Annotated in this window: 19 protein-coding genes, 1 other RNA gene and 1 pseudogene; 11 read left to right on the top strand and 10 right to left on the bottom strand. The window is 64.5% G+C overall.

Going from position 1 to position 23,711, the window contains the following annotated elements; translation table 11 throughout:
* Positions 1 to 34: 34 nt before the first annotated feature.
* Together GCT19_RS11270 and ffs are read right to left on the bottom strand one after the other, a co-directional pair.
* A complete protein-coding gene (locus tag GCT19_RS11270) occupies positions 35 to 2,551 on the bottom strand; it encodes a DNA polymerase III subunit gamma/tau (RefSeq protein ID WP_152851957.1) in 2,517 nt (838 codons plus the stop codon).
* A 184-nt stretch (positions 2,552 to 2,735) separates the two neighbouring features.
* Positions 2,736 to 2,834, bottom strand: an RNA gene (ffs, locus tag GCT19_RS11265) — signal recognition particle sRNA small type.
* Positions 2,835 to 3,343: 509 nt separating this feature from the next.
* Here ffs and trxA point away from each other — a divergent pair.
* The 9 genes and pseudogenes from trxA (at position 3,344) to GCT19_RS11220 (ending at position 12,018) form a co-directional block, all read left to right on the top strand.
* Positions 3,344 to 3,670, top strand: a complete 327-nt coding sequence (gene trxA / locus GCT19_RS11260; RefSeq protein WP_013089343.1) for a thioredoxin TrxA — start codon at positions 3,344 to 3,346, stop codon at positions 3,668 to 3,670.
* Positions 3,671 to 3,954: 284 nt separating this feature from the next.
* Positions 3,955 to 5,223, top strand: a complete 1,269-nt coding sequence (rho, locus tag GCT19_RS11255) for a transcription termination factor Rho (RefSeq protein WP_008921615.1) — start codon at positions 3,955 to 3,957, stop codon at positions 5,221 to 5,223.
* 162 nt (positions 5,224 to 5,385) lie between these two features.
* Positions 5,386 to 5,695: pseudogene (locus GCT19_RS11250) on the top strand (MFS transporter); the annotation flags it as partial.
* Between the two features lie 13 nt (positions 5,696 to 5,708).
* Entirely contained in the window at positions 5,709 to 6,542 is an 834-nt protein-coding gene (locus tag GCT19_RS11245) for a M90 family metallopeptidase (protein WP_018432077.1), read from the top strand.
* A gap of 178 nt (positions 6,543 to 6,720) precedes the next feature.
* Entirely contained in the window at positions 6,721 to 6,984 is a 264-nt protein-coding gene (locus tag GCT19_RS11240) for a type B 50S ribosomal protein L31 (RefSeq protein ID WP_012400355.1), read from the top strand.
* A 305-nt stretch (positions 6,985 to 7,289) separates the two neighbouring features.
* Positions 7,290 to 9,047 carry an ArnT family glycosyltransferase gene (locus GCT19_RS11235; RefSeq protein WP_184129998.1) on the top strand — a complete coding sequence of 586 codons (1,758 nt, stop codon included), beginning with the start codon at positions 7,290 to 7,292 and terminating at the stop codon, positions 9,045 to 9,047.
* A 2-nt stretch (positions 9,048 to 9,049) separates the two neighbouring features.
* On the top strand, positions 9,050 to 10,429 hold the full coding sequence (locus tag GCT19_RS11230; RefSeq protein WP_152851953.1) for an MATE family efflux transporter: 1,380 nt from the start codon (positions 9,050 to 9,052) through the stop codon (positions 10,427 to 10,429).
* A 480-nt stretch (positions 10,430 to 10,909) separates the two neighbouring features.
* Complete coding sequence (locus GCT19_RS11225; RefSeq protein WP_152851951.1) at positions 10,910 to 11,482, top strand: ComEA family DNA-binding protein; 573 nt, start codon at positions 10,910 to 10,912, stop codon at positions 11,480 to 11,482.
* On the top strand, positions 11,479 to 12,018 hold the full coding sequence (locus GCT19_RS11220) for a YidB family protein (protein WP_408582378.1): 540 nt from the start codon (positions 11,479 to 11,481) through the stop codon (positions 12,016 to 12,018). The genes GCT19_RS11225 and GCT19_RS11220 overlap by 4 nt, the downstream gene beginning before the upstream one ends.
* A gap of 178 nt (positions 12,019 to 12,196) precedes the next feature.
* Here the strand turns inward: GCT19_RS11220 and clpB are convergent, their stop codons facing one another.
* Both clpB and GCT19_RS11210 read right to left on the bottom strand, forming a co-directional pair.
* The gene (gene clpB, locus GCT19_RS11215; protein ID WP_018432081.1) at positions 12,197 to 14,794 is read right to left on the bottom strand and encodes an ATP-dependent chaperone ClpB; all 2,598 of its coding nucleotides are present in this window, start codon (positions 14,792 to 14,794) and stop codon (positions 12,197 to 12,199) included.
* Between the two features lie 170 nt (positions 14,795 to 14,964).
* Positions 14,965 to 15,495: an Rrf2 family transcriptional regulator gene (locus GCT19_RS11210; RefSeq protein ID WP_018432082.1), complete on the bottom strand. Its 531-nt coding sequence runs from the start codon at positions 15,493 to 15,495 to the stop codon at positions 14,965 to 14,967.
* A 252-nt stretch (positions 15,496 to 15,747) separates the two neighbouring features.
* Between GCT19_RS11210 and GCT19_RS11205 the strand changes: the two genes are divergently transcribed.
* Positions 15,748 to 16,296 carry a group III truncated hemoglobin gene (locus GCT19_RS11205; protein ID WP_152851950.1) on the top strand — a complete coding sequence of 183 codons (549 nt, stop codon included), beginning with the start codon at positions 15,748 to 15,750 and terminating at the stop codon, positions 16,294 to 16,296.
* A 74-nt stretch (positions 16,297 to 16,370) separates the two neighbouring features.
* On the opposite strand, the gene moaE is transcribed toward GCT19_RS11205, so the two are convergent.
* From moaE to GCT19_RS11175, 6 genes are all read right to left on the bottom strand, one after another.
* Positions 16,371 to 16,847 (bottom strand): molybdopterin synthase catalytic subunit MoaE, encoded by a 477-nt coding sequence (moaE, locus tag GCT19_RS11200; protein WP_018432084.1) that lies wholly within the window; start codon positions 16,845 to 16,847, stop codon positions 16,371 to 16,373.
* 59 nt (positions 16,848 to 16,906) lie between these two features.
* Positions 16,907 to 17,164, bottom strand: coding sequence for a molybdopterin converting factor subunit 1 (gene moaD, locus GCT19_RS11195; protein ID WP_018432085.1), 258 nt, complete (start codon positions 17,162 to 17,164; stop codon positions 16,907 to 16,909).
* 45 nt (positions 17,165 to 17,209) lie between these two features.
* Complete coding sequence (locus tag GCT19_RS11190) at positions 17,210 to 18,445, bottom strand: molybdopterin molybdotransferase MoeA (RefSeq protein WP_152852072.1); 1,236 nt, start codon at positions 18,443 to 18,445, stop codon at positions 17,210 to 17,212.
* Positions 18,446 to 18,706: 261 nt separating this feature from the next.
* Positions 18,707 to 20,158 carry a threonine synthase gene (gene thrC / locus GCT19_RS11185; RefSeq protein ID WP_152851947.1) on the bottom strand — a complete coding sequence of 484 codons (1,452 nt, stop codon included), beginning with the start codon at positions 20,156 to 20,158 and terminating at the stop codon, positions 18,707 to 18,709.
* An 8-nt stretch (positions 20,159 to 20,166) separates the two neighbouring features.
* Positions 20,167 to 21,498, bottom strand: coding sequence for a homoserine dehydrogenase (locus tag GCT19_RS11180; RefSeq protein WP_152851946.1), 1,332 nt, complete (start codon positions 21,496 to 21,498; stop codon positions 20,167 to 20,169).
* 90 nt (positions 21,499 to 21,588) lie between these two features.
* A complete protein-coding gene (locus GCT19_RS11175) occupies positions 21,589 to 22,836 on the bottom strand; it encodes a pyridoxal phosphate-dependent aminotransferase (protein WP_018432089.1) in 1,248 nt (415 codons plus the stop codon).
* 457 nt (positions 22,837 to 23,293) lie between these two features.
* Between GCT19_RS11175 and GCT19_RS11170 the strand changes: the two genes are divergently transcribed.
* Complete coding sequence (locus GCT19_RS11170) at positions 23,294 to 23,668, top strand: Mth938-like domain-containing protein (protein ID WP_018432090.1); 375 nt, start codon at positions 23,294 to 23,296, stop codon at positions 23,666 to 23,668.
* Positions 23,669 to 23,711 lie beyond the last annotated feature (43 nt).

Below are 23,711 nucleotides of genomic sequence, written 5' to 3'. Positions count from 1 at the left end.
GGCGCCGCGCTGCGACGGCACCGCGAACGATGGATCAGTGGGCCGGCGCCGCGCCGTTCGGGGCGGCGTCCGGGGTAATCGGGCGGATCGAGCCCGGCACGATGCTCGCGCCGAATTCGCGAATCAGCGACTGCACGAACGGATCGGCGCTGATTTCCCGCTCGGCCTCCTGCTGGCGCTGCGCGCGCAGCTTCGCGTCGTGCGCGGCAGCGGTACGGCGCGCCGGGCCGACTTCGACCTGCACGTCGACGTTCTGGCCGAGCCGCTCGACGAGCGCTGCCTTCAGTTTAGCGACCTGCGACGCTTCCGCGTATTGCGGCACCGGCACGTTGAGCTTCAGCGTATTGCCTTCGAGCGCCATCAGTTCGCTGTTGAACGCGAGCTGATACGAGATACCCTTCAGCGGCAGATCGACCGCGAGCGCGGGCCAGTCGCCGGTGAAACCGAGCGGATCGAGCGGCACGGCTGGCGGCAGCGGGCGTGTATCGACGACCGGCGCCGGTGCGGCGGCTTGCGCGGCGGGGCCGTCCATGCGGACGTCATCGGGGCCGCTGTCGAACACCGGCACGAAGTTATCGTCTGGCGGCATGAAGTACGCATCGTCCGCGGCCGACAGCGGCATGTAGTCGTCGGGCGGCATGTCGTCCCAAGGTGGGATCGACGAGCTGTTCTGTTGCGCGTTGTTGCTTGCGCCGCTGTTGGCGTCGCGGGCGGGCGCAGCCTGCGCGCCGGTGTCTTGCGACACGCGGCGTGGCGCACCGGGCGTCGGCACCGGCACGACCACGCGCGGTGCGGCGGGTTTCGGGGCGACCGGCGCGGCCGGCTTCGCAGCGCCGGGCGGGTTGGCGCGGCCACGGTCGGCCGATACTTTCATGCCGGCGTTGCGCAGCACGTCGAGCGCGGCGCTGGCGCCACCCGCGCGACGCGGCGCGGAGTCGGCCGAGGCCGCCGGTGCCGCCGTTGAAGCGACTGCAGTCGATTCCTGCCGCGCTTCCGGTTCCGGTGACTTCCCCTCTTCCGCGCGAGCCAGCGCGCTCGGCGCGGACGCAGGTGCGAGGTCGGAAGCTTCGTTCGAGACCGGCGCAGTCGAATTGGCGGCGCCGTCATTCGCGGGCGCGTCTTCCCACGGTGCCAGCGGACGTGCCGCCATAGCCGGTGCGTCTGTCACGCGCGCGGGTTCGGCATCGAGCGATTGCGGCGCTGCTTCAGTTTGCGCGGTGTCGGCTGCGGGCTTCGCGAGCGGCTTTGCAACCGTCGCGGTCGATTTCATCGCATCGACCTGCTCCTCGCCGGCAACGCCCAACTGAGGTCCGCGAGTCGGCGCGGCGGCTGCCATGGCCGTCGCGGACGAAGGCGACAGCGCGCGCAGCGCGGCAACCGTCGGTGCACCGGAACGCTTCGCACCAGCGCCGAGCGCACCGGTCTGCGTGCCAGCGGCTCCCGCCGCGCCACCACCGCCGCCTGTCGGCGCCGGCTCGAACGCGAGCATGCGCAGCAGCGTCATCGTGAAGCCCGCGTATTCATCCGGCGCGAGGCCCAGCTCGCTTCGGCCGATCGTCGCGATCTGATAGAACAGTTGCACCTGCTCGGCTCTCAACGCGTCGGCAAAGCGGCGCAGATCGGACGCCTCAGGCCATTCGTCCAGCACCGACGAAGGCGCGAACTGCGCCCAGGCGATCCGATGCAACAGGCTCGCCAGATCCTGCAACGCCGTCGAAAACGACAGGCTGCGCAAGGCCATCTCGTCGGCGACCGCAAGCACAGCCGCGCCGTCGCTCTGCGCGAGCGCGTCGAGCAGGCGGATCAGATAGCTTTGGTCGAGCGCGCCGAGCATGCCGCGCACCGCGTCTTCGCTGACCTGGTTCGCCGAATAGGCGATCGCCTGATCGGTCAGCGATAGCGCGTCGCGCATCGAACCGTCGGCCGCGCGCGCGAGCAGGCGCAACGCCTGCGCCTCGTGAGGCACGTTCTCTTCGCCGAGAATGCGTTCGAGATGCGACACGATGTGGCCGGCCGGCATCTGCTTCAGATTGAACTGCAGACAGCGCGACAGAACGGTGACCGGAATCTTCTGCGGGTCGGTGGTCGCGAGGATGAACTTGACGTGCGGCGGCGGCTCCTCGAGCGTCTTCAGCATCGCGTTGAACGCGTGGTTCGTCAGCATGTGCACTTCGTCGATCATGTAGACCTTGAAGCGCGCATCGACGGGCGCGTACACCGCGCGCTCGAGCAGCGCGGCCATTTCATCGACGCCGCGATTGCTCGCCGCATCCATCTCGACGTAATCGACGAAGCGCCCTTCGTCGATCTCGCGACACGCACGGCATACGCCGCACGGCGTCGATGTCACGCCGGTCTCGCAATTGAGCGCCTTCGCGAAGATGCGCGACAGCGTGGTCTTGCCGACGCCGCGCGTACCTGTAAACAAATAGGCATGGTGCAGACGGCCGCCGTCGAGCGCATGGGTGAGCGCGCGCACCACGTGCTCCTGTCCGACGAGCGAAGCGAAATCCTTCGGCCGCCATTTGCGTGCGAGAACTTGATAGGTCATCCGGAAATTGTATCAGTAACAATGGCGCGCAAAACCGATTCGACAAGGCGCGCGAACGCGCGCTACGGCCGCGACGATGCTCCGCCCGAACACGGCGAACGATCAATATGAAAGCGGGGAATACTGTGGAGGAAAGACCGCGGAGAATCCGTGAAAAACGGCGGCGGAGAAAACAGCAAAGGAAGGTGACGAGCCCGACCCTCGGCACTGGTGGAAAACGGCTGTGGCTGCTTCGTTCCCGACCTGACCAGGTTGACCATCCCTCCATGCGAGGAGGCCCGTCACGAAGAATTCTATCATTGCCGCGCACATTGTGCGACTGTTGAGAAGCGCAAAACGCGAACGACGCTCCGCTTCGAACGCTCCGCACTGTTTACGTCCGCTTCCTGCACGCCGCCCGACCGCCTTCTAGCCGCCGCGTCGGCACCCGCCACGAAGGGGACTTGAGTTCGCCGCGCCCGCCACCATTTAGATCACAACGCGGTGTTCGTGAGCCGCAGAACCCGGCCGACGCCGCGGCGGCGACCTATTAGCCCCACTGCCCTAACGAGTACTATCGCCATCGGCAACGCATAGCGAATTAAGCTACACTGCCAGTTGAAAGACCCGCATACGCGACTCTTTCCGCGTGCTCCGTAAAAAATCCGGCGTTTTTTCAGACGGTTTTTCTGATTTTCACGGGCATGCGCGACAAGTCGCCGGATGCGGCAAAGCGAACGGAAATTTTCCCGGTTTTTGACGTATCGTGGCGAGCAATTCAGGCGGGCCTCGAACCGACAGAGGTATTCATAAATGAGCGAACAAATTAAGCATATTAGCGACGCATCGTTCGAACAGGACGTCGTGAAATCCGATAAACCCGTGCTGCTCGATTTCTGGGCCGAATGGTGCGGTCCCTGCAAGATGATCGCGCCGATCCTCGACGAAGTCGCGAAGGACTACGCCGATCGTCTGCAAGTCGCGAAGATCAATGTCGACGAGCATCAGTCCACGCCGGTCAAGTTCGGCGTGCGCGGCATCCCCACGCTGATCCTGTTCAAGAATGGCGCCGTCGCCGCTCAGAAGGTCGGCGCTCTGTCGAAGTCGCAACTCACCGCATTCCTCGACGGCAACCTTTAATACATACAGAGGCGCGTCGCGGCGCTCGAGGATTCATCGCGCACCGCGAGCAGTATAGAATCGGGCGCATCGGTGGATGCAAACCGCCGCGCCCGCCGGTCGAGCGTGTTGTCAGCCGGCAACACGCTTTCCGACAAAGATGCCACTCCGCCGCACTGGCGGAAACTGGCGTGTGCTATGCTAGAATCCAGAAAACGTCGAAAAGACGTGTAAGTCTTTGAGCGGTTCCGCTCACCCTCCTCCCAGATTTCATTTCGTCGCACCTTCTCCTGCGGGTTCTCCGTATGCATTTATCCGAGCTTAAGACTCTGCACGTGTCCCAATTGATCGAGATGGCCAATGGCCTCGAGATCGAAAGCGCGAACCGCCTGCGCAAGCAGGAATTGATGTTCGCCATTCTAAAAAAACGAGCCAAAGCGGGCGACACGATCTTCGGCGACGGCACCCTCGAAGTGCTGCCGGACGGTTTCGGCTTCTTGCGTTCGCCGGAAACCTCCTACCTCGCGAGCACGGATGATATTTACATCAGCCCGTCGCAAATCCGCCGCTTCAATCTGCATACGGGCGACACGATCGAAGGCGAAGTGCGCACGCCGAAAGACGGCGAGCGCTATTTCGCGCTGGTGAAGGTGGACAAGGTCAACGGCCAGCCGCCGGAGGCCTCGAAGCACAAGATCATGTTCGAAAACCTGACGCCGCTGCACCCGAATAAGGTGCTGCTGCTCGAACGTGAAATGCGCGGCGAAGAGAACGTGACGGGCCGCATCATCGACATGATCGCACCGATCGGCAAGGGCCAGCGCGGCCTGCTCGTCGCCTCGCCGAAGTCGGGCAAGACCGTGATGCTTCAGCACATCGCGCACGCGATCAAGCAGAACCATCCCGACGTCGTGCTGTTCGTGCTGCTGATCGACGAGCGCCCGGAAGAAGTGACGGAAATGCAACGCTCGGTGGCGGGCGAAGTGATCGCCTCCACGTTCGACGAACCCGCCGCGCGTCACGTGCAAGTCGCCGAAATGGTGATCGAGAAGGCCAAGCGCCTCGTCGAAATGAAGAACGACGTCGTGATTCTGCTCGATTCGATCACGCGTCTCGCGCGCGCTTACAACACGGTAGTGCCGGCGTCCGGCAAGGTGCTCACGGGTGGTGTCGACGCAAACGCGCTGCAGCGTCCCAAGCGCTTCTTCGGCGCGGCGCGCAACATCGAGGAAGGCGGATCGCTGACCATCATCGGCACGGCGCTGATCGAAACCGGCAGCCGCATGGACGACGTCATCTACGAAGAGTTCAAGGGCACCGGCAACATGGAAGTGCACCTCGAGCGTCGTCTCGCCGAGAAGCGCGTCTACCCGTCGATCAACCTGAACAAGTCGGGCACGCGCCGCGAAGAGCTGCTGATCAAGCCCGAAGTGCTGCAGAAGATCTGGGTGCTGCGCAAGTTCATTCACGACATGGACGAAGTCGAGTCGATGGAATTCCTGCTCGATAAGATCCGCCAGACGAAGAGCAACTCCGAGTTCTTCGACATGATGCGTCGTGGTGGCGGCAGCTAACGCGCGACGTTCGTACCGGCCGTAGTGGCCGGCAACTGCACCGCATGAAAAACCGCTCGCAGATTGCGAGCGGTTTTTTTTCGCCCCTCGTCCACCTGGACAATGCGGAGTCACCGGTCTCGACTATTTCGCGCAACGCGACGTTCTCGCTTTTCGCCAGCTATCTTCGCGATCGGAGAGTTCATGCATGGCTACCGGTTGAAGAGCATCGTGCGGCAGTTGATCATCTCCTTCGCGACCGCCTCGGTGATCATCATCGACCAGCACCGGCTCGCGCCGCATCAAAGTCGCCTCGCGGAGTCCGTGAATCCGTACAATCCGGTCTACCACAACACGCTCGCGTATCGCGTCGATTAGCCGATTGGTCGCGCAGCAGGCCAATTCCCTCGCGTCGCTCGACGGCTTCTATTTTCTGATCGGCGTCGCGATATGCTGCGGCGTGTTCGCCGCGTGGCAAAAACAGATCGACTGAAGGTGGGCCAAGCATGCTGTCGAAACTCACGAACTGGCTGGGCACGCGGCGTCGCGAGCGCGCGCTGCGCGATTACGCGATCGACGATTCCTTGTGGCAGGCAACACTCGCCGGCCTGCCCTTTCTCACACATCTGGAAGCCCCCGATCTCGCGCGGCTACGCGAGCTGACGAGTCTCTTCCTCGCGCAGAAGGAATTCTCGACCGCGCACGAGCTGGAACTGACCGATGCGATGACGGTCGCCATCGCCGCGCAGGCGTGCCTGCCGGTGCTGAACCTGAGCCTCGATCTGTATCGCGGCTGGGTTGGCGTCATCGTCTATCCGGGCGAGTTCGTGATCCGCAAAACCGTCGAGGACGAAGACGGCGTCGTGCATGAGGTCGAACACGACGCCAGCGGCGAGGCGTGGGAAGGCGGCCCGGTGGTGCTGTCGTGGGAAGACGCGCAGATGACCGATGGCAGCGACGCATACAACGTCGTGATCCACGAGTTCGCGCACAAGATCGACATGCTGAACGGCGAAGCGGACGGCCACCCGCCGCTGATGCGCCGCTGGCACGCGCCGCTCGATGCGCAAGCATGGGCCGACGTATTCGACCACGCATACGATCACTTCTGTGCGAAAGTCGACGCTGTGCCCCAGCGACGCTGGACGCGTTTCGAACGCGAGTCGCTGATCGACCCCTATGCGGCGGACCATCCGTCGGAATTCTTTGCAGTGTGCAGCGAGGCGCTGTTTGTGAAGCCGAAAGCGTTCGAGGCGGAGTATCCGGAACTGTACCGGCTGCTCGCGCGCTATTACCGGCAAGATCCTGCGCGCATCGGATTGACGTTCACGCCGGTTTGAGATGCCGCGAACGGGCGCCGCTTGCGCCGCAATAGAATCTGGTGGCAGAAAAATCGCCAAGCGACTGATTTTCTGGCATAATCGCGGTTTTTCGACCGTAGGCAAGTGGCTCGCGCCAGAAGGCAGTCTAATTTAAGGCTGCACGCGGGTTGGCTACCGCCAGATTAAAGGAAAGACCATGAAAGAAGGCATTCACCCGGATTACCGCGAAGTCCTGTTCATCGATATGTCGAACGACTTCAAGTTTGTGACGCGCTCGACCATCCAGACGCGCGAAACCGCGGAATTCAACGGCAAGACCTACCCGCTCGCAAAGATCGAAGTGTCGTCGGAATCGCACCCGTTCTACACCGGCCAGCAAAAGATCATGGACACGGCCGGCCGCGTCGAGAAGTTCAACAAGAAGTTCGGCGCACGCGCTTCGGGCAAGGCAGCAAAGTAATACCGCAACGGTGCCGGCTTCCGGCCGGCAACGGAGCAAACAGAAAGGGCAGCGTGAGCTGCCCTTTTTTGTCGCCTATGCTTGTGCGGCCGCTGGGTCGCGCCGCGGGAAGCCTTGACCCGTCGGAACCAGCGCCGCGCTTTCGCGACACTTGTTACAGCTTGTCCATCGACGTTGCCGGGCGTTACCGGCCGTGACGTGCATCGCACCGCACGACTACAATGCCGGATGCTCGAAACGGGCCCTCCCGCCCTGACTTGCCGGGCCGCTCCGGCCGCATCGTTTATCCACACTCCACACACCGCATGAGACCTGTCGTCCGCCTCACCGCCTCTGCGACCAGTGCGTTGCCGCGCTGGCTGCTGCTGGCCATCTGTATCGTCTACGCCTCGTTCGGCCTGTTCGGCCGCGACCCGTGGAAGAACGAGGACGCAGCCGGCTTCGGTGTCATGTGGACGATGGCGAACGGCGGCGCGCACGACTGGCTGCTGCCGAATCTGGTCGGCAAATATTTGACCGAGGACGGCCCGCTGGGCTACTGGCTCGGCGCGAGTGCGATCCGCGTCCTCGCACCGTGGGTCGACGCGAGCAACGCGTCGCGCGTATTCACGGGCCTGCTGTTTTGCGCGGGCTGTGCGTTCGTCTGGTACGCGGCGTATCTGCTCGGCCGGCGCGCCGAAGTGCAGCCGTTCAAATATGCTTTCGGCGGCGAACCGGAACCGCGCGACTACGGCCGCACGCTGGCCGATGGCGCACTGCTGATCCTGCTCGCGTGCTTCGGCCTCGCCGAGCGCGGCCACGAAACCACGCCGCAGCTCGTGCAGTTCGTCTGCATCGCGATGCTCGTGTACGGCCTCGTACGCATGATCGACAAGCCGATCCAGGGCGCGCTGATCTGGGGTCTCGCGATCGGCCTCGTCACACTCGCGAGCAGTCCGGTGCTGGTCGGCGCGCTGCTGCTCGGCACGCTCGCGATGACGCTGATCGTACGCGAAACGCGTTCACGCTGGCTGCTGCTCGCGGGTCTGCCCGTCGCGCTCGTGCTCGCCGTGTCGTGGCCGATCATCGCGCTTGCCGCGTTCCCCGACGACGCCGTCTGGTATCTCAATCAGTGGCTGCACGTTAGCCTGAGCTCGTTCGCGGGCCCCCCCGGCTCGGTCGCCGCGTATGCACTGAAAAATCTGCCGCTCTTCACATGGCCCGCGTGGCCGCTCGCGCTGTGGTCGTGGTTCAGCTGGAAGGGGCTGCGGCGCGCGCCGCACGTGGCGATTCCGCTGTCGGTGATCGGGCCGCTGTTCGTGCTCGTGGTGCTGCAAAGCCATCAGTCGAATCGACTCTACATGCTGCTGCTGCCGCCGCTCGCAGTGCTCGCCACTTTCGCGCTGCCGACGCTCAAGCGCGGCGCGATCAATGCGATCGACTGGTTCGCGCTGCTGAGCTTCACGATCCTCGGCAGCTTCGTGTGGGCCGTGTATGCGGCGAGCCTGACCGGTTTTCCGCATCCGCTCGCGCGCAATCTCGCGCGGCTCGCGCCCGGCTTCGTGCCGCAGTTCAAGATTCTCTCGTTCATCTGCGCGATCGCGGTGACCGTGTGCTGGTTCCTGCTGGTGCGCTGGCGCCTCGCGCGTCATCCGAAGGTGTTGTGGCGCAGCGTGGTGCTGTCGAGCGCCGGCACGACGCTGATGTGGGTGCTGCTGATGACGCTGTGGCTGCCGGTCGTCAACTACAGCCGTACCTATCGCGACGTCGCGCAGCAGATCGCCAACCACTTGCCCGATGACTACACCTGCATTTCGCCGGTGCGCCTCGGCAATGCGCAGATCGCGACGTTCGCGTATTTCGGCGACATGCACTTCGCGTTCGACCAGGACTGCGACGTGATCTTGCGTCAGGACTCGCAGGACTACGGCGACCCGAGCGCACTGCCCGACTACATCTGGAAGCTCGTATGGGAAGGCCGCCGCGCCGCCGACCGCGACGAGCGCTTCCGCCTGTACGTGCGCATCGACCGTCCGAAGCCGCCGCCCGGCAAGCACCGCAACTGGCACAAGAAGCCCAACTGACCATGTTCGCCGACGTACGGAAAATCGCCGCGCTCGCGTGGCCCGTATTGATCGGCCAACTGGCCATCATCGCGTTCGGCGTAATCGATACGGCGATGGTCGGGCGCTACTCGGCCGTCGATCTGGCCGCCCTCGGTCTCGGCTCGTCGATCTACATCTCGGTCTATATCGGCCTGACCGGCATCCTGACCGCGCTGCAGCCGATCACTGCACAGCTGTACGGCGCGCGCCGCTATGGCGAGATCGGCGAAGAGGTGCGCCAGTCATGGTGGCTCGCCGCCGCGCTGACGGTAATCGGCTTTCTGATCCTATTCTTCCCCGGGCCGCTGCTGGCGTTGTCGCACGTGCCCGACGCGCTGCACGAGCGCACGCTCGCGTATCTGCGCATTCTCGCGTTCGGGCTGCCCGCCGGCCTCGCGTTCCGGGTCTACAGCTCGGTTGCCAACGCGCTCGGCAAACCACGGCTCGTGATGTTCCTGCAGATCGCCGCGCTGATGCTGAAAATTCCGCTCAATACCTGGTTCATCTTCGGCGGCCTCGGCGTGCCGGGGCTGGGCGGTCCGGGCTGCGCGCTCGCGAGCACGCTGCTGAACTGGGCGCTCGCGTTGCTCGGCATGCTGCTGCTCGCGCGCGTCGACGATTTCAAGGCGCTCGGTATCTTCACGCGGTTCTGCTGGCCGGTCTGGAAGCGCCAGGCCGCGCAACTGCGGCTCGGCATTCCTATGGGGTTGTCGTATCTGATCGAGGTCACGTCGTATACGTTCATGGCGCTCTTCATCGCGCGCTTCGGCACGACGACGCTCGCCGGGCATCAGATCGCCGGCAACATCGGCGCGGTGCTGTATATGACGCCGCTGTCGATCGGCATCGCCTCGTCGACGCTGGTCGCGCAGGCGCTCGGCGCGCATCGGCCGCAAGCTGCGCGCACGCTGTCGCGTCATGGCATCGCGATGGCGGTTGCGATCGCGTGCTGCTATGGCGCGCTCGTGCTGGTGCTGCGGCCGTTGATCGTCGACGGCTATACGACGGACGCACAGGTCGCGGCGAAGGCGTTGCCGCTGGTGCTGATCGTCGCCTGCTACCACCTGTTCGACGCTTTGCAGATCACGACCGCGTTCGTGCTGCGCGCCTACAAGGTCGCGGTCGTGCCGACCGTCATCTATGCAGTGGCGCTGTGGGGTGTCGGGCTCGGCGGCGGCTATGCGCTCGGCTTCGACACGACCGGCCTCACGCCGCCCTGGCTGACCGGCGCGCGCGGTTTCTGGGTTGCGAATACCGCGAGTCTCGCGATTGCCGGAGTCGGCTTGCTCGTGTACTGGCGGGTGGTCAGCCAGCGCCATTTGCGCGAGATCGCTGCAGTGCGGGTTGATTCGGCGGTGTGAGGCGATGGGGTTTGGGAAGGCCCCGAATCGAATCAACCGGACGGTTAGTTGCGTCCAATCCTGGTGAGACAAACCCCCTCGGCCTCCCCCTTTCCCCTCCCCGCGCAGCCGGGCCCTCTCACGCTGCGGCCGCGGCCTCCTCTTCCTTCTACCTGGTCTCGAATATTTCCCGCGCCGCGAACACGTTTCCGCAACCTGAACGATGGTGAGCGCGGTCGAGTGTTTCGTGTCGGCGTTACCCGTTCTTTATCGCAAACTCTTTATCCCGACCGATATCGACCGATAAATTCACCGCAATTACATGCCGCTAAAAGTTTTAAAGATTGTGTGGCCGGATTTACTTGTCATCGATCGATGGGTATAAATCGTCCGCTATCTCAAATCGGGCCTGCGATTTGTCCTATGCTTAAACGCAGCGCCCGCTGACAGGATAGGTCGTCCGTTCCCGGCTAACTTTTCGCCCTCAATGGAGTGCTTGCCATGCTGAAGAAGCTTTTCATGCTTTGCGTCGCTGTGGCTTTGTCGCTGTCGGCCGGATTTGCCGCGGCTGTGGAAGTGAATACCGCCGATCAGGCCGCGCTCGAATCGGTCAAGGGCATCGGCCCCGTGCATGCGAAGGCGATCCTCGACGAACGCGCCAAAAACGGCCCGTTCAAGAACGCCGACGATCTGGCCGCGCGCGTGAAGGGCATCGGCCAGAAGTCAGTCGAGAACCTCGAAGCTGCCGGGCTGACGATCAACGGCTCGTCGGCGCCGCCGACCGGCGCGAAGACATCGACCAAGCCGGCCACGAAGACGCCGCTGGCGGCTCCCGCGGCAACCACCGCCGCCGCGCCCGCTGCCACGACGGCAGCGCCGGCCGAGGCTACTCCCGCGTCGGCCGCGAAACCGTCGAAGTCGAAGAAGAAGGCCGCTGCATCTGAAGCGGCAACCGCCGCGGCGCCGGCCGCCGCAGAAGCTAGCGCACCGGCCGAAGCATCCGGCACCAAGGCTTCGAAGAAGAAAGCGAAGAAGAGCAAGGCGGCATCCGCCGCGGCCGCGTCCGGCGCTTGAGGCCGGCGGGGCTGCCGCCCTTGCGTTTCACCGCGTCGCGCAACCGCGCGTCGTCGTCACCCGCCCGGCCGTCGTGCACGCGCCGGCATTCAAGAGAGACCGTCATGAGCCTACTCGACACCATCGGTTCCCTGCTTGGCAAATCGCCAGAAGGCGGCGGCCAGCAAGCGCTGATCGCAGCCGCGCTCGAATTCGTCAACAACCAGCCTGGTGGCCTGAACGGCCTGATCCAGCGCTTCCAGGAAAAGGGCCTCGGCGACGTCGTGTCGTCATGGATCAGCAACGGCGAAAACCAGCCGATCGCGCCCGACGCGCTGCATAACGTGCTCGGCTCGGAAGCCGTGAGCGGCCTCGCCGCCAAGGCCGGCGTCCAGCCGGATCAGGTGACGGGTCTGCTGTCGCAGATCCTGCCGCACGTCGTCAACGCAGCCACGCCGGAAGGCGAAGTGCCGGCCGATGGCAAGTTGAACGCGACGACGGTGCTCGGCGCGCTCGGCGGCCTGTCGGCGCTGCTCGGCAACAAGGGCAACGCTTAAGGACGCTGTGCGCGATGCGCTGACGGCGGCTTAGGCTGCTGCCGGTCAACGCCCGCGCCCGGTTTGAAAACGGCGGGTAAAAGAAAACCGGCAACGAAGTCGCCTCGTTGCCGGTTTCTTAACGTTGACGGGAACGGCTCGACTACCGCCGTCCCGTTGCGTCATCAGGCCAACGCGTTCAGTGCACGACGCGTTCGAATCGCAGCTGGCCGTCGTCCACTTCGACCGGAATGACATCCTTCGGACCGAACTTGCCGGCCAGAATCAGCTTCGCGATCGGGTTCTCGATCTCCTGCTGGATCGCGCGCTTCAGCGGCCGCGCACCGAACAGCGGGTCGTAGCCGACTTTGCCGATGTGCTCGAGCGCCGCGTCCGACACCACCAGCTGCATGTCGAGCTTCGCGAGCCGCTCGTGCAGACGCTGCAACTGAATCCGCGCGATCGACTGGATGTTCGAGCGATCGAGCGCATGGAACACGACGACATCGTCGATCCGGTTCAGGAACTCGGGCCGGAAGTGCAGCTTCACCTCTTCCCACACCGCGTCCTTCACCGCTTCCTGCGGCTCGCCGACCATCGCCTGGATCACCTGCGAACCGAGGTTCGAGGTCATCACGATCACCGTGTTCTTGAAGTCGACGGTGCGGCCCTGGCCATCGGTCATGCGGCCGTCGTCGAGCACCTGCAGCAGCACGTTGAACACGTCCGGATGGGCCTTCTCGATTTCGTCGAGCAGGATCACGCTATACGGCTTGCGGCGCACGGCCTCGGTCAGATAGCCGCCCTCCTCGTAGCCGACGTACCCCGGCGGCGCGCCGATCAGACGCGCGACGCTGTGCTTCTCCATGAACTCGCTCATGTCGATACGGATCAGGTGCTCTTCCGAATCGAACAGGAACGACGCCAAGGCCTTGCACAGCTCGGTCTTGCCGACGCCGGTCGGTCCCAGGAACAGGAACGAGCCGTACGGACGGTTCGGGTCCGCCAGACCCGCGCGCGAGCGGCGGATCGCATCGGCGACCGCGCTGATCGCCTCGTCCTGGCCGACCACGCGCTCATGCAGCTTCGACTCGATCTGCAGCAGCTTTTCACGCTCGCCCTGCATCATGCGCGACACCGGAATACCGGTCGCCCGCGACACGACTTCGGCGATCTCTTCCGCGCCGACCTGCGTGCGCAACAGACGCGGACGCTTCGGACTGTTCTGCTCCTCCGCTTCGGCGCGCGTGACTTCCTTCAATTGCGCTTCGAGACCCGGCAGCTTGCCGTACTGCAGTTCAGCGACCTTCTCGAGCTTGCCCTCGCGTTGCAGACGCACGATTTCCGCGCGCGTCTTCTCGATCTCTTCCTTCAACTGCGCGCTGCCTTGCACCGCTGCTTTTTCGGCGGTCCAGATTTCTTCAAGGTCCGAATATTCGCGGTTCAGGCGTTCGATTTCCTCTTCGATCAGCTGCAGACGCTTCTGCGACGCTTCGTCCTTCTCCTTCTTCACCGCTTCGCGTTCGATCTTCAGCTGGATCAGACGACGGTCGAGCCGGTCCATCTCCTCCGGCTTCGAGTCGATTTCCATCTTGATCTTCGACGCGGCTTCGTCGATCAGATCGATCGCCTTATCCGGCAGGAAGCGGTCCGTGATGTAGCGATGCGACAGTTCCGCCGCCGCGACGATCGCCGGGTCGGTGATGTCGACGCCGTGGTGCAGTTCATAGCGCTCCTGCAGACCGCGCAGGATCGCGATGGTCGCTTCGACCGACGGTTCGTCGACCAGCACCTTCTGGAAACGGCGCTCGAGCGCGGCATCCTTTTCGATGTACTTGCGGTATTCGTCGAGCGTGGTCGCGCCGACGCAGTGCAGTTCACCGCGCGACAGAGCCGGCTTCAGCATGTTGCCTGCGTCCATCGCGCCTTCGGCCTTGCCGGCCCCGACCATCGTGTGAATCTCGTCGATGAAGACGATGGTTTGCCCTTCGTCCTTCGCGATGTCGTTGAGCACGGCCTTCAGGCGCTCCTCGAACTCGCCGCGATACTTGGCGCCCGCGAGCAGCGCGGCCATGTCGAGCGACAGCACGCGCTTGTTTTTCAGCGTTTCCGGCACTTCGCCGTTGACGATGCGCTGGGCCAGCCCTTCGACGATCGCGGTCTTGCCGACCCCCGGCTCCCCGATCAGCACCGGGTTGTTCTTGGTGCGGCGCTGCAGGATCTGGATGGAACGGCGGATTTCGTCGTCGCGGCCGATCACGGGGTCGAGCTTGCCGGCGCGGGCGCGCTCGGTCAGATCGATCGTGTATTTCTTCAGCGCTTCGCGCTGGCTTTCCGCGTCCTGGCTATGCACCTGCGAGCCGCCGCGCACCGCGGCGATCGCGGTTTCGAGCGCCTTGCGCGACAAGCCGTGCTCACGCGCGAGACGGCCGACGTCGCCCTTGTCGTCGGCGACCGCGAGCAGGAACATTTCGCTCGCGATAAACGTGTCGTTGAGCTTCTGCGCTTCCTTGTCGGCCTGGTTCAACAGACCGGTCAGTTCACGGCCGATCTGCACATTGCCGTCGGTGCCTTGCACTTGGGGCAGCCGCGTGATCGCGTCGTTCAGCGCGGTCTGTAGCGGTTGTACATGCACGCCGGCGCGCGACAGCAGTGAGCGAGCGGAGCCGTCCTGCTGCGCGACGAGTGCCGCCAGCACGTGAACGGGTTCGATGTACTGATTGTCGTGGCCAACCGCCAGACTCTGGGCGTCCGCGAGCGCTTCCTGGAATTTAGTGGTGAGTTTGTCGATTCTCATCAAGAGACCTCCAATTTCGATTACCACCAAAATGAGGCGATTTATTAGGGTTTCAAGCGCTTTTTTGGCCTCGGTCGCAACTATTTAACATTTGAGCGCAAGAACTGCCGCGATCCCTCCCCACTGTGGGGTCCGGGCGGGTTTGCGCGCCGAGGAGCCGGCCCGAAGTTCTAGCTCTTGTGGCCCAACGTCGCCGAACCGCCGCCACGCGTGCTATCCGATGCCACCGGAATCGCCAGCGGCACCCTCTGTATGTTGGGCCCTAACCCAAGCAATGCCGCGAGCGGACTTTTCGGTTGCGCGACGTCGGCGATGGTAAAGCGATCGAGTTCGGCGAGAAAAGCGAGGTTCGCCGCCTGCAACGCGCCGCGCAGCCGGCAGTGCGGCGTGATGACGCAAGGCCGCTGTTGGCCCTGCCGGTCCGGCAGACAACCGACCAGCGCAAAGTCGCTTTCCGTGACCCGCACCACGTCGCCGACGGTCAGCGACAGCGATTGCGCGCTGAGTCGCAGCCCGCCATTGCGGCCGCGCACGGTTTCGACCCAGCCGAACTCGCCCAGCTGCTGCACGACCTTCATCAGATGGTTTTTCGAGATGCCGTAAGCTTCCGAAATGTCCTGAATCGTCGATAAGCCATCGCCCCGCACCGCCAGGTACAGCAGCACGCGCAGCGCGTAATCCGTATAGTCGGTAAGTCTCATAGGTCCTGGTATAGCTTGAAAAGCCGCGAGCAAGCGACTTGAACGTGTCCCATAACCGCGTCGACGCAAGGGTTGCCGTGAACCAGCGCCGCGCCCTAACATCACCGATTGGCGGCCTCGTTCCTCGAATCGCGTTGCAAAACTGTGTCGGATAGCAATAGTAGCTTTTTCCGCATCAACCGTTTGTTAGAAAAACCGGGGTTCGAAGTTCAGTTCGACCGCCACCGGCAACCGCATTTTTCTGGAATCCGCATGAATCCGTCTTTCCCCGCCGCGCCACCGGTCGAGCGCGCGGCCGAACCCACCGAGACCAATATCCGCGAGCTCGTCTACGGCTTTTACGATCGCGTGCGCGCCGATCCGCTACTCGGTCCGGTCTTCGACGCGAAGCTCGAGGGCCGCTGGGACGACCATCTGCCGAAGATGTGTACGTTCTGGAACAGCCTCGTGCTCGGCGCGAAGCAGTATCGCGGCAACGTGCAGCAGGTGCATCAGCCGCTCGAAGGCATCGAGCCCCAGCACTTCAGCCGCTGGCTGTATCTGTTCCTGGATACGGTCGAATCGCGCTATCAACCGGCCGCGGCGGTCCGTTTCATGGAGCCGGCGCTGCGAATCGCGCAAAGTTTGCAGCTGAGCCGTTTCGGCTGGGATTACAAGATTCCGGCGGAGCAGCAGGCGCTGCTCGAGCGGGTGGCGCCGAAGCGTCGGCCGCGCGATGCTGACGACGATGGCGAGCATCCGTCGCGGCCGGCTGGCGAGCCGTTTCCGGTGCCGATCATCGGACGCTCACGGGACCAGTGAACGTCGGTCGGGGCCGACGCGCCTGACACAAAGACGCCGTGTGCGCCGCCGCAGTTCCGCGGCCCACGCTTCGCCTACTCCGCAGTCTGGTTTCCCGATTCGATGCCCCAGCGCGCGAGTGCGGCGTCGTCGGTCACGCGCGCATCGACCCAGCGCTCGCCCGCGTCGGTCTTCTCTTTCTTCCAGAACGGCGCTTCGGTCTTCAGATAGTCCATCACGAATTCGCACGACGCAAACGCGTCGCCGCGATGCGCGGCCGTCGTCGCCACGAGCACGATCTGATCGAGCGGATACAGCTTGCCGACGCGATGTACGATCTGCACCTCGATGCCCGGCCAGCGCTGGCGCGCACGCTCGACGATCGCCTCGAGCGACTTCTCTGTCATGCCCGGATAGTGCTCGAGCTCCATCGTCTCGACCGCGCTGCCCTCGTTCAGGTCGCGCACGGTGCCGACGAAGCACGCGACCGCGCCGATCCTCGGATTGCGCGCGCGCAACGCGGCCACCTCGGCGCTGAGGTCGAAGTCTTCGGTCTGGACGCGAACGGGCATGGGTGACTCCTGAGGGCTTGTGACGCTGGCGGGGACGTGATGAGATGCTCGAGCCCGGTTCAGCCGCCGGTGACGGGCGGAAAGAATGCGACCTCGCAGCCCTCCGTGATGCGCGTGCTCGCGTCGGTCATCACGTGGTTGCAGGCCATGCGCAGCGCGCGGCCTTCGGCGAGCGTCTCGGCCCAGATGCCGCCACGCACGCGCAGCCACGCGCGCACGTCGCCGACGGTCGCGATGCCGTCGGGCACCTCGACGGTTTCGTCTGACGTACCGAGCGCTTCACGCACGCTCGCAAAGTATCGGAGTTCAATCTTCATCGGGTTACCGCCGGTTTGTGCCGCGCATGCCGCGGATGACCGGCCTCAGTTCAGTAGTTCGGAAAACGGAATGAAGCGCACGGTTTCGCCGGCGCTGATCGCGTGGTTCGGCGGATTGTCGATCAGGCCGTCGGCCCACACGGTCGACGTCAACACGGCCGAGCTCTGATTGGCAAACAGATCGAGCCCGCCCGCCGCGTTGACGCGCGCGCGCAGGAACTCGTTGCGGCGGTCGGCCTTGCCCTGCGTGAAGTCCGCGCGCAGCGACAGCGCGCGCGGCGCGACCGCCTGCACCCCGGCCAGCCGCAGCACGAACGGACGCACGAACAGCAGGAACGTGACGAAGCTCGACACCGGATTGCCGGGCAGGCCGATGAAAAACGTTTCAGCCGGCTCGCCTCCATTAGCACCACCCGTGCCCCCCGCGCCACGGCGCACCGCGCCGAACGCGAGCGGCTTGCCCGGCTTCATCGCGATCTGCCACATCGACAGACGCCCTTCTGCCTCGACCGCCGGCTTCACGTGATCCTCCTCGCCGACCGACACGCCGCCGCAGGTGAGAATCAGATCGTGCGCCTCAGCAGCTTCGCGCAGCGTCGCGCGGGTCGCGTCGAGCCGATCGGCGACGATGCCGTAGTCGGTCACGTCACAGCCGAGCTTCTCGAGCAGGCCGCGCAGCGTGAAGCGATTCGAGTTGTAGATCGCGCCGGGCTTCAGCGGCTTGCCGGGCATCGTCAGTTCGTCGCCGGTGAAGAATACGGCGACCTTCACGCGCCGGCGCACCTCGAGCTGCGCGCATCCGACCGACGCGGCAAGCCCCAACGCCTGAGGCGTGAGCCGCGTGCCGGCCGGCAGGATCACCGAGCCCGCGCGAATATCGGCGCCCTGCGCGGTGATCCACTCGCCCGCCTGCGGACGATGCACGATCGTCACTTCGTCGCCGGCCACCTCGGTCTGCTCCTGCATCACGACCGCGTCCGCGCCAGCGGGCACCGTCGCGCCGGTAAAGATGCGCGCCGCGCTGTTCGGCGCGAGCGGCGCCGGCGCATGGCCGGCCGGAATCCGTTGTGAGACCGGCAGGCGGCTGCCATGCGCGAGATCGGCGATACGGACCGCGTAGCCGTCCATCGCGCTCGTGTGCATCGGCGGCACGTCGAGCGGCGACGTGACGTCGGTGGCGAGCACGCGATTCAGCGCATCGAGCGTCGGCAGCGTTTCAATACCGTCGATCGGACGCGCGGCGTCGAGCAGGATCGCGAGCGCGTCGGCAGTGGCGAGCATCGGAGCGCGGGGCGTGGGTGTGGACATCTGGAGTGTCGAAGCCGCAGGTTAAAAGAATATTGTAGCGGCCGATGCCGTTAGCCTGGGCGGCCGGGCGTTATGGACAGTTTTTTGTGATTTTCTATGCGTGGCCGCCGAGGGTGCGGCCAGCGTTTTTCGTAGGGCGGGCGTGGGCGTCGATCAACGCGAATCGACACGGCCGCGGGATGCCGCGTGAGCCGAAAACGGCGCACGCGGCCCGCTTGCCGTCGCCGGTCGCCCTTATTCGCCGGTGTTCGCGACGATGAAGTCCTTAACCCGCTGCGCATCCGCGGGCACGACCTCGAAGCGCTGCGGCAGCGATTCGAGCCCCGAGAACGCCGCCGGCCGCTCCGGTTCGCGCAGTAGCGCTTCGCGGATCGTCTCGCCGAACTTGATCGGCTGCGCGGTCTCGAGCACGATCATCGGAATGCCCGGCTGCAGGTGCTCTCGCGCGACCTTCACGCCGTCGGCCGTGTGCGTGTCGATCATCGTGTCGTAGCGCTGGAACACGTCGCGGATCGTCTCGACGCGGGTGTCGTGGCTGCTGCTGCCGGACACGAAACCGAACTCCTTCACGCGCGCGAAGTCGCCGCTTGCCGCGAGGTCGAAACCGCCCTTCTCCTCGACGTCGCGGAACAGTTGCAGCACTCGCGCCGGATCACGGCCGAGCAGGTCGTACACGAAGCGCTCGAAGTTCGACGCCTTCGAGATGTCCATACTCGGGCTGCTCGTGTGATACGTCTCGGCTGCCTTGCGCACGCGGTAGATGCCGGTGCGGAAGAACTCGTCGAGCACGTCGTTCTCGTTGGTCGCGACGACGAGCTTCTCGATCGGCAGACCCATCATCCGCGCGATATGACCCGCGCACACGTTGCCGAAGTTGCCCGACGGCACCGTGAACGACACGCGCTCGTCGTTCGACTTCGTCGCGGCAAAATAGCCCTTGAAGTAGTAGACGACCTGCGCGACGACCCGCGCCCAGTTGATCGAATTAACCGTACCGATCTTGTACTTCGCCTTGAAAGCGTGATCGTTCGACACCGCCTTCACGATGTCCTGCGCGTCGTCGAACACGCCTTCCACCGCGAGGTTGAAGATGTTCGGGTCTTGCAGGCTATACATCTGCGCGGTCTGGAACGCGCTCATCTTCTTGTGCGGCGACAGCATGAACACGCGGATGCCCTGCTTGCCGCGCATCGCGTATTCGGCGGCGCTACCGGTGTCGCCCGAGGTCGCGCCGAGAATGTTCAGCGTTTCGCCGTGCTTCGCGAGCGCGTACTCGAACAGGTTGCCGATCAGCTGCATCGCCATGTCCTTGAACGCGAGCGTCGGCCCGTTCGACAGTTCGAGCAACGACAGCGGCGCGCCGTCTTCGACGCCGAGCGTCTTCAGCGGCGTGATCTGCGCGGCGCTTTCGTCGTCGCGCACGTTGCAGTAGGTCGCGGCCGTGTAGGTCTTGCGCGTCAGCGCGCGCAGATCGTCGGCGGGGATGTCGTCGCAGAACTTCGACAGGATCTCGAATGCGAGATCCGCGTACGGCAGCGTGCGCCAGCGCGTGAGTTCGTCCGCGGTGACGCGCGGATATTCGGCCGGCAGATAGAGGCCGCCGTCTTTCGCGAGACCGCCGAGCAGGATGTCGGAGAAGGTATGGCGCTCGCCGGCTCCGGCGCCGCGCGTGGAGAGGTAGTTCATAGTTCGGCCTAGTTCAGCGCTTCCATGCGCAGCTTCGTGACTTGCGAGACGACGGTCTTGAGCCCTTCGATTGACTTGATCGCGGCGTTGACCTGCTTTTCGACCGTTTCGTGCGTGATCAGCAGGATGTCGGTTTCGCCCTTGCCGTTCGCGTCGACGAGTTCCGATTCCTTCTGCAAGAGCGCGTCGATCGAAATGCCGGTGTCCGCCAGAATGCGCGTGATATCGGCGAGCACGCCGGTCACGTCGGCGACGCGCAGGCGCAGGTAGTAGCCGCTCGTGACTTCTTCGATCGGCAGGATCGGCGTGTTCGACAGGCTGTCCGGCTGGAATGCCAGATGCGGCACGCGGTGTTCGGGGTCGGCCGTGTGCAGACGCGTCACGTCGACCAGGTCGGCGACCACCGCGGAAGCCGTCGGCTCCGCGCCGGCGCCCTTGCCGTAGTACAGCGTCGTGCCGACCGCGTCGCCGTGCACGACGACCGCGTTCATCGCGCCTTCCACGTTCGCGAGCAGGCGCTTTTCGGGAATCAGCGTGGGATGCACGCGCAGCTCGATGCCTTTATCGGTGCGGCGCGTGATGCCGAGCAGCTTGATGCGGTAGCCGAGTTCCTCGGCGTATTTGATGTCGATCGCGGCGAGCTTGCTGATGCCCTCGACGTACGCGCGGTCGAACTGCACCGGCACGCCGAACGCGATCGCGCTCATGATCGTCGCCTTGTGCGCGGCGTCGACGCCTTCGATGTCGAAGGTCGGGTCCGCTTCGGCGTAGCCGAGCTCCTGCGCGGCCTTCAGCGCGGTCGCGAAATCGAGCCCACGGTCGCGCATCTCCGACAGGATGTAGTTCGTCGTACCGTTGATGATGCCGGCGATGTACTGGATACGGTTCGCGGTCAAGCCTTCGCGCAGTGCCTTGATGATCGGAATGCCGCCCGCCACCGCCGCTTCGAACGCGACCATCACGCCGTTCGCGCGCGCCGCCTCGAAAATCTCCGTGCCATGCACGGCGAGCAGCGCCTTGTTGGCGGTGACCACGTGCTTGCCGTTGTTGATCGCGCGCAGCACGAGGTCGCGCGCGATGCCGGTGCCGCCGATCATTTCCGCGACGATCGCGATCGACGGATCGTCGACGACAGCGTTGAAGTCATCGGTCAGCGCCACGCTGCCGGCTTCGGCGCCGAGCGCCGCGGTCGCCTTGGCCGGGTTGCGCACGGCAATGCGCGCAATCTCGATGCCGCGCCCCGCGCGACGTTTGATCTCTTCCTGATTGCGGCGCAGTACCGTGAAGGTGCCGCTGCCTACCGTGCCGAAGCCCAGCAGTCCAACTTTGATCGGTTCCATGCAGCGTGTGTTTCTAATAGAGGTTTGAAAAGGGTTTCAGGTGTGGCACGAGCGGCGCGCCTGATGCGCCACATCGTACGCGAGGCCGGCTCAGGCTGTGTGACGCTTGCGGTAGCCATCGAGGAAGCGCGCGATCCGGTTGATCGAATCCGCGAGGTCGTCGACGTTCGGCAGGAAGACCACGCGGAAGTGATCCGGGGTCTTCCAGTTGAAGCCGGTGCCCTGCACGAGCAGCACGCGCTCTTCGAGCAGCAGATCGAGGATGAACTGCTGGTCGTTCTGGATCGGATACACCTTCGGGTCGAGGCGCGGGAACATGTACAGCGCCGCTTCCGGTTTCACGCAGCTTACACCGGGGATCGCCGTGAGCATCTCATAGGCGAGCTCGCGCTGCTTGTACAGGCGCCCGCCCGGCACGATCAGGTCGTTGATGCTCTGATAGCCGCCGAGCGCGGTCTGGATCGCATACTGGCCGGGCACGTTCGGACACAGCCGCATCGATGCGAGGATGCCGAGCCCTTCCAGATAGTCTTTCGCCAGCCGGCGGTTCTCGCCGGTCAGGCCCGAAATGGCCATCCAGCCGGCGCGGTAGCCGCACGAGCGGTAGCTCTTCGACAGGCTGTTGAACGTAACGGTCAGCACGTCCTCGGACAGCGACGCCATCGACGTGTGCTTCTTGCCGTCGTAGATGATCTTGTCGTACACCTCGTCGGCGAAGATCACGAGGCCGTGCTGGCGCGCGATCTCGATCAGGCCGAGCAGCAGTTCGTCCGAATACAGCGCGCCGGTCGGGTTGTTCGGGTTGATCACGACGAGCGCGCGCGTGTTCGGCGTGATTTTCGCGCGAATGTCGTCGAGGTCGGGCATCCAGCTATTCGACTCGTCGCAGATGTAGTGCACCGGCGTGCCGCCCGCGAGGCTCACGCCGGCGGTCCACAGCGGGTAGTCGGGCGCGGGCAGCAGCACTTCGTCGCCGTCGTTGACGAGGCCCTGCAGCGCCATCACGATCAGCTCGGACGCGCCGTTGCCGATGTAGATGTCGTCGAGCTCGACGCCGTGCACGCCCTTTTGCTGCGTGTAATGCATGATCGCCTTGCGCGCGGCGAACACGCCCTTCGAATCGGAGTAGCCCGACGAGCTGGGCAGGTTCAGGATCATGTCCTGAATGATTTCATCGGGCGCCTCGAAGCCGAACGGCGCCAGATTGCCGATGTTCAGCTTGATGATGCGATGGCCCTCTTCTTCGAGCCGCTTCGCGTGTTCGAGGACGGGCCCGCGAATGTCGTAGCAGACATTCAACAATTTGTTGGATTTGAGAATCGGTTTCACGGCGGGCACTTCATCCTGGTTGATGGCTGGAGCAAACCTTGGGCAAACGGGGCCCGGCTGACGGCGCCGGGCCGCTCGGCTTCACCGATACGGGAATTCGGACGCGGCGGCGCCAGCGAAGGCGGCCAACTGCGAAAAGGGGTGGAACTGTCGAGCCGCCGCGGCTTTCCGGGTTCCGGCGCAGGGGAAAAAACGCAACGAAAGCGGGCGATGCCAGCACAGGTAGCCGGTGGGCCACGCCGATGCGCCCAGCGCGGCTTGTGGCGGCACTTGAGCGAGGGGCGCCGCAAGGCGGCTAAAAAGTTATAATTTAGCGGATTTTGGCCGACTTCCGCAATGCACCACCCGCAACGGCAAGCCTTTTCGGCCTTCTCGCGTGTCACACGCGTCGAACCGCGCGGCTTGTGCGACGTGCAGCCAGGCCCGCAATACGCATGACGTCTCACGACGACTTCGGAAAACCAATTTGAAATTACATCAGGATTCCAGCGGCGCGCTGAATACCGTTACCGGCTACGGCGCCGACTACGTGGAAATCAATCTGGTGCGTCACGCGGGCAGTATTCTCGTGCTGCCGGACGCGCCGGTCATTCCCTGGCCCGTCTCGTCGTTCGAGCAACTGAGCGCCGAGCATTTCGCGATGCTGGTCGACGGCGCGCCCGAAGTGGTCGTGTTCGGCAGCGGCGAGCGGCTGCGCTTTCCGCACCCGCGGCTAACCGCCGCGCTCACCGCGAAACGCATTGGCGTCGAGACGATGGACTTCAAGGCCGCCTGCCGCACCTACAACATTCTGATGGCCGAGGGCCGCAAGGTCGCGGCCGCGTTGCTGATCGAAGCCTGAGCGGGCCCGGCGCCGGTGCATCCCGCGCGAGGCCGCGGCGGCG

The sequence above is a fragment of the Paraburkholderia atlantica genome (assembly GCF_009362785.1).
In the GTDB taxonomy this organism is placed as follows: Bacteria; Pseudomonadota; Gammaproteobacteria; order Burkholderiales; family Burkholderiaceae; genus Paraburkholderia; species Paraburkholderia atlantica.
This window is presented reverse-complemented; position numbering and strand designations above follow the sequence as displayed.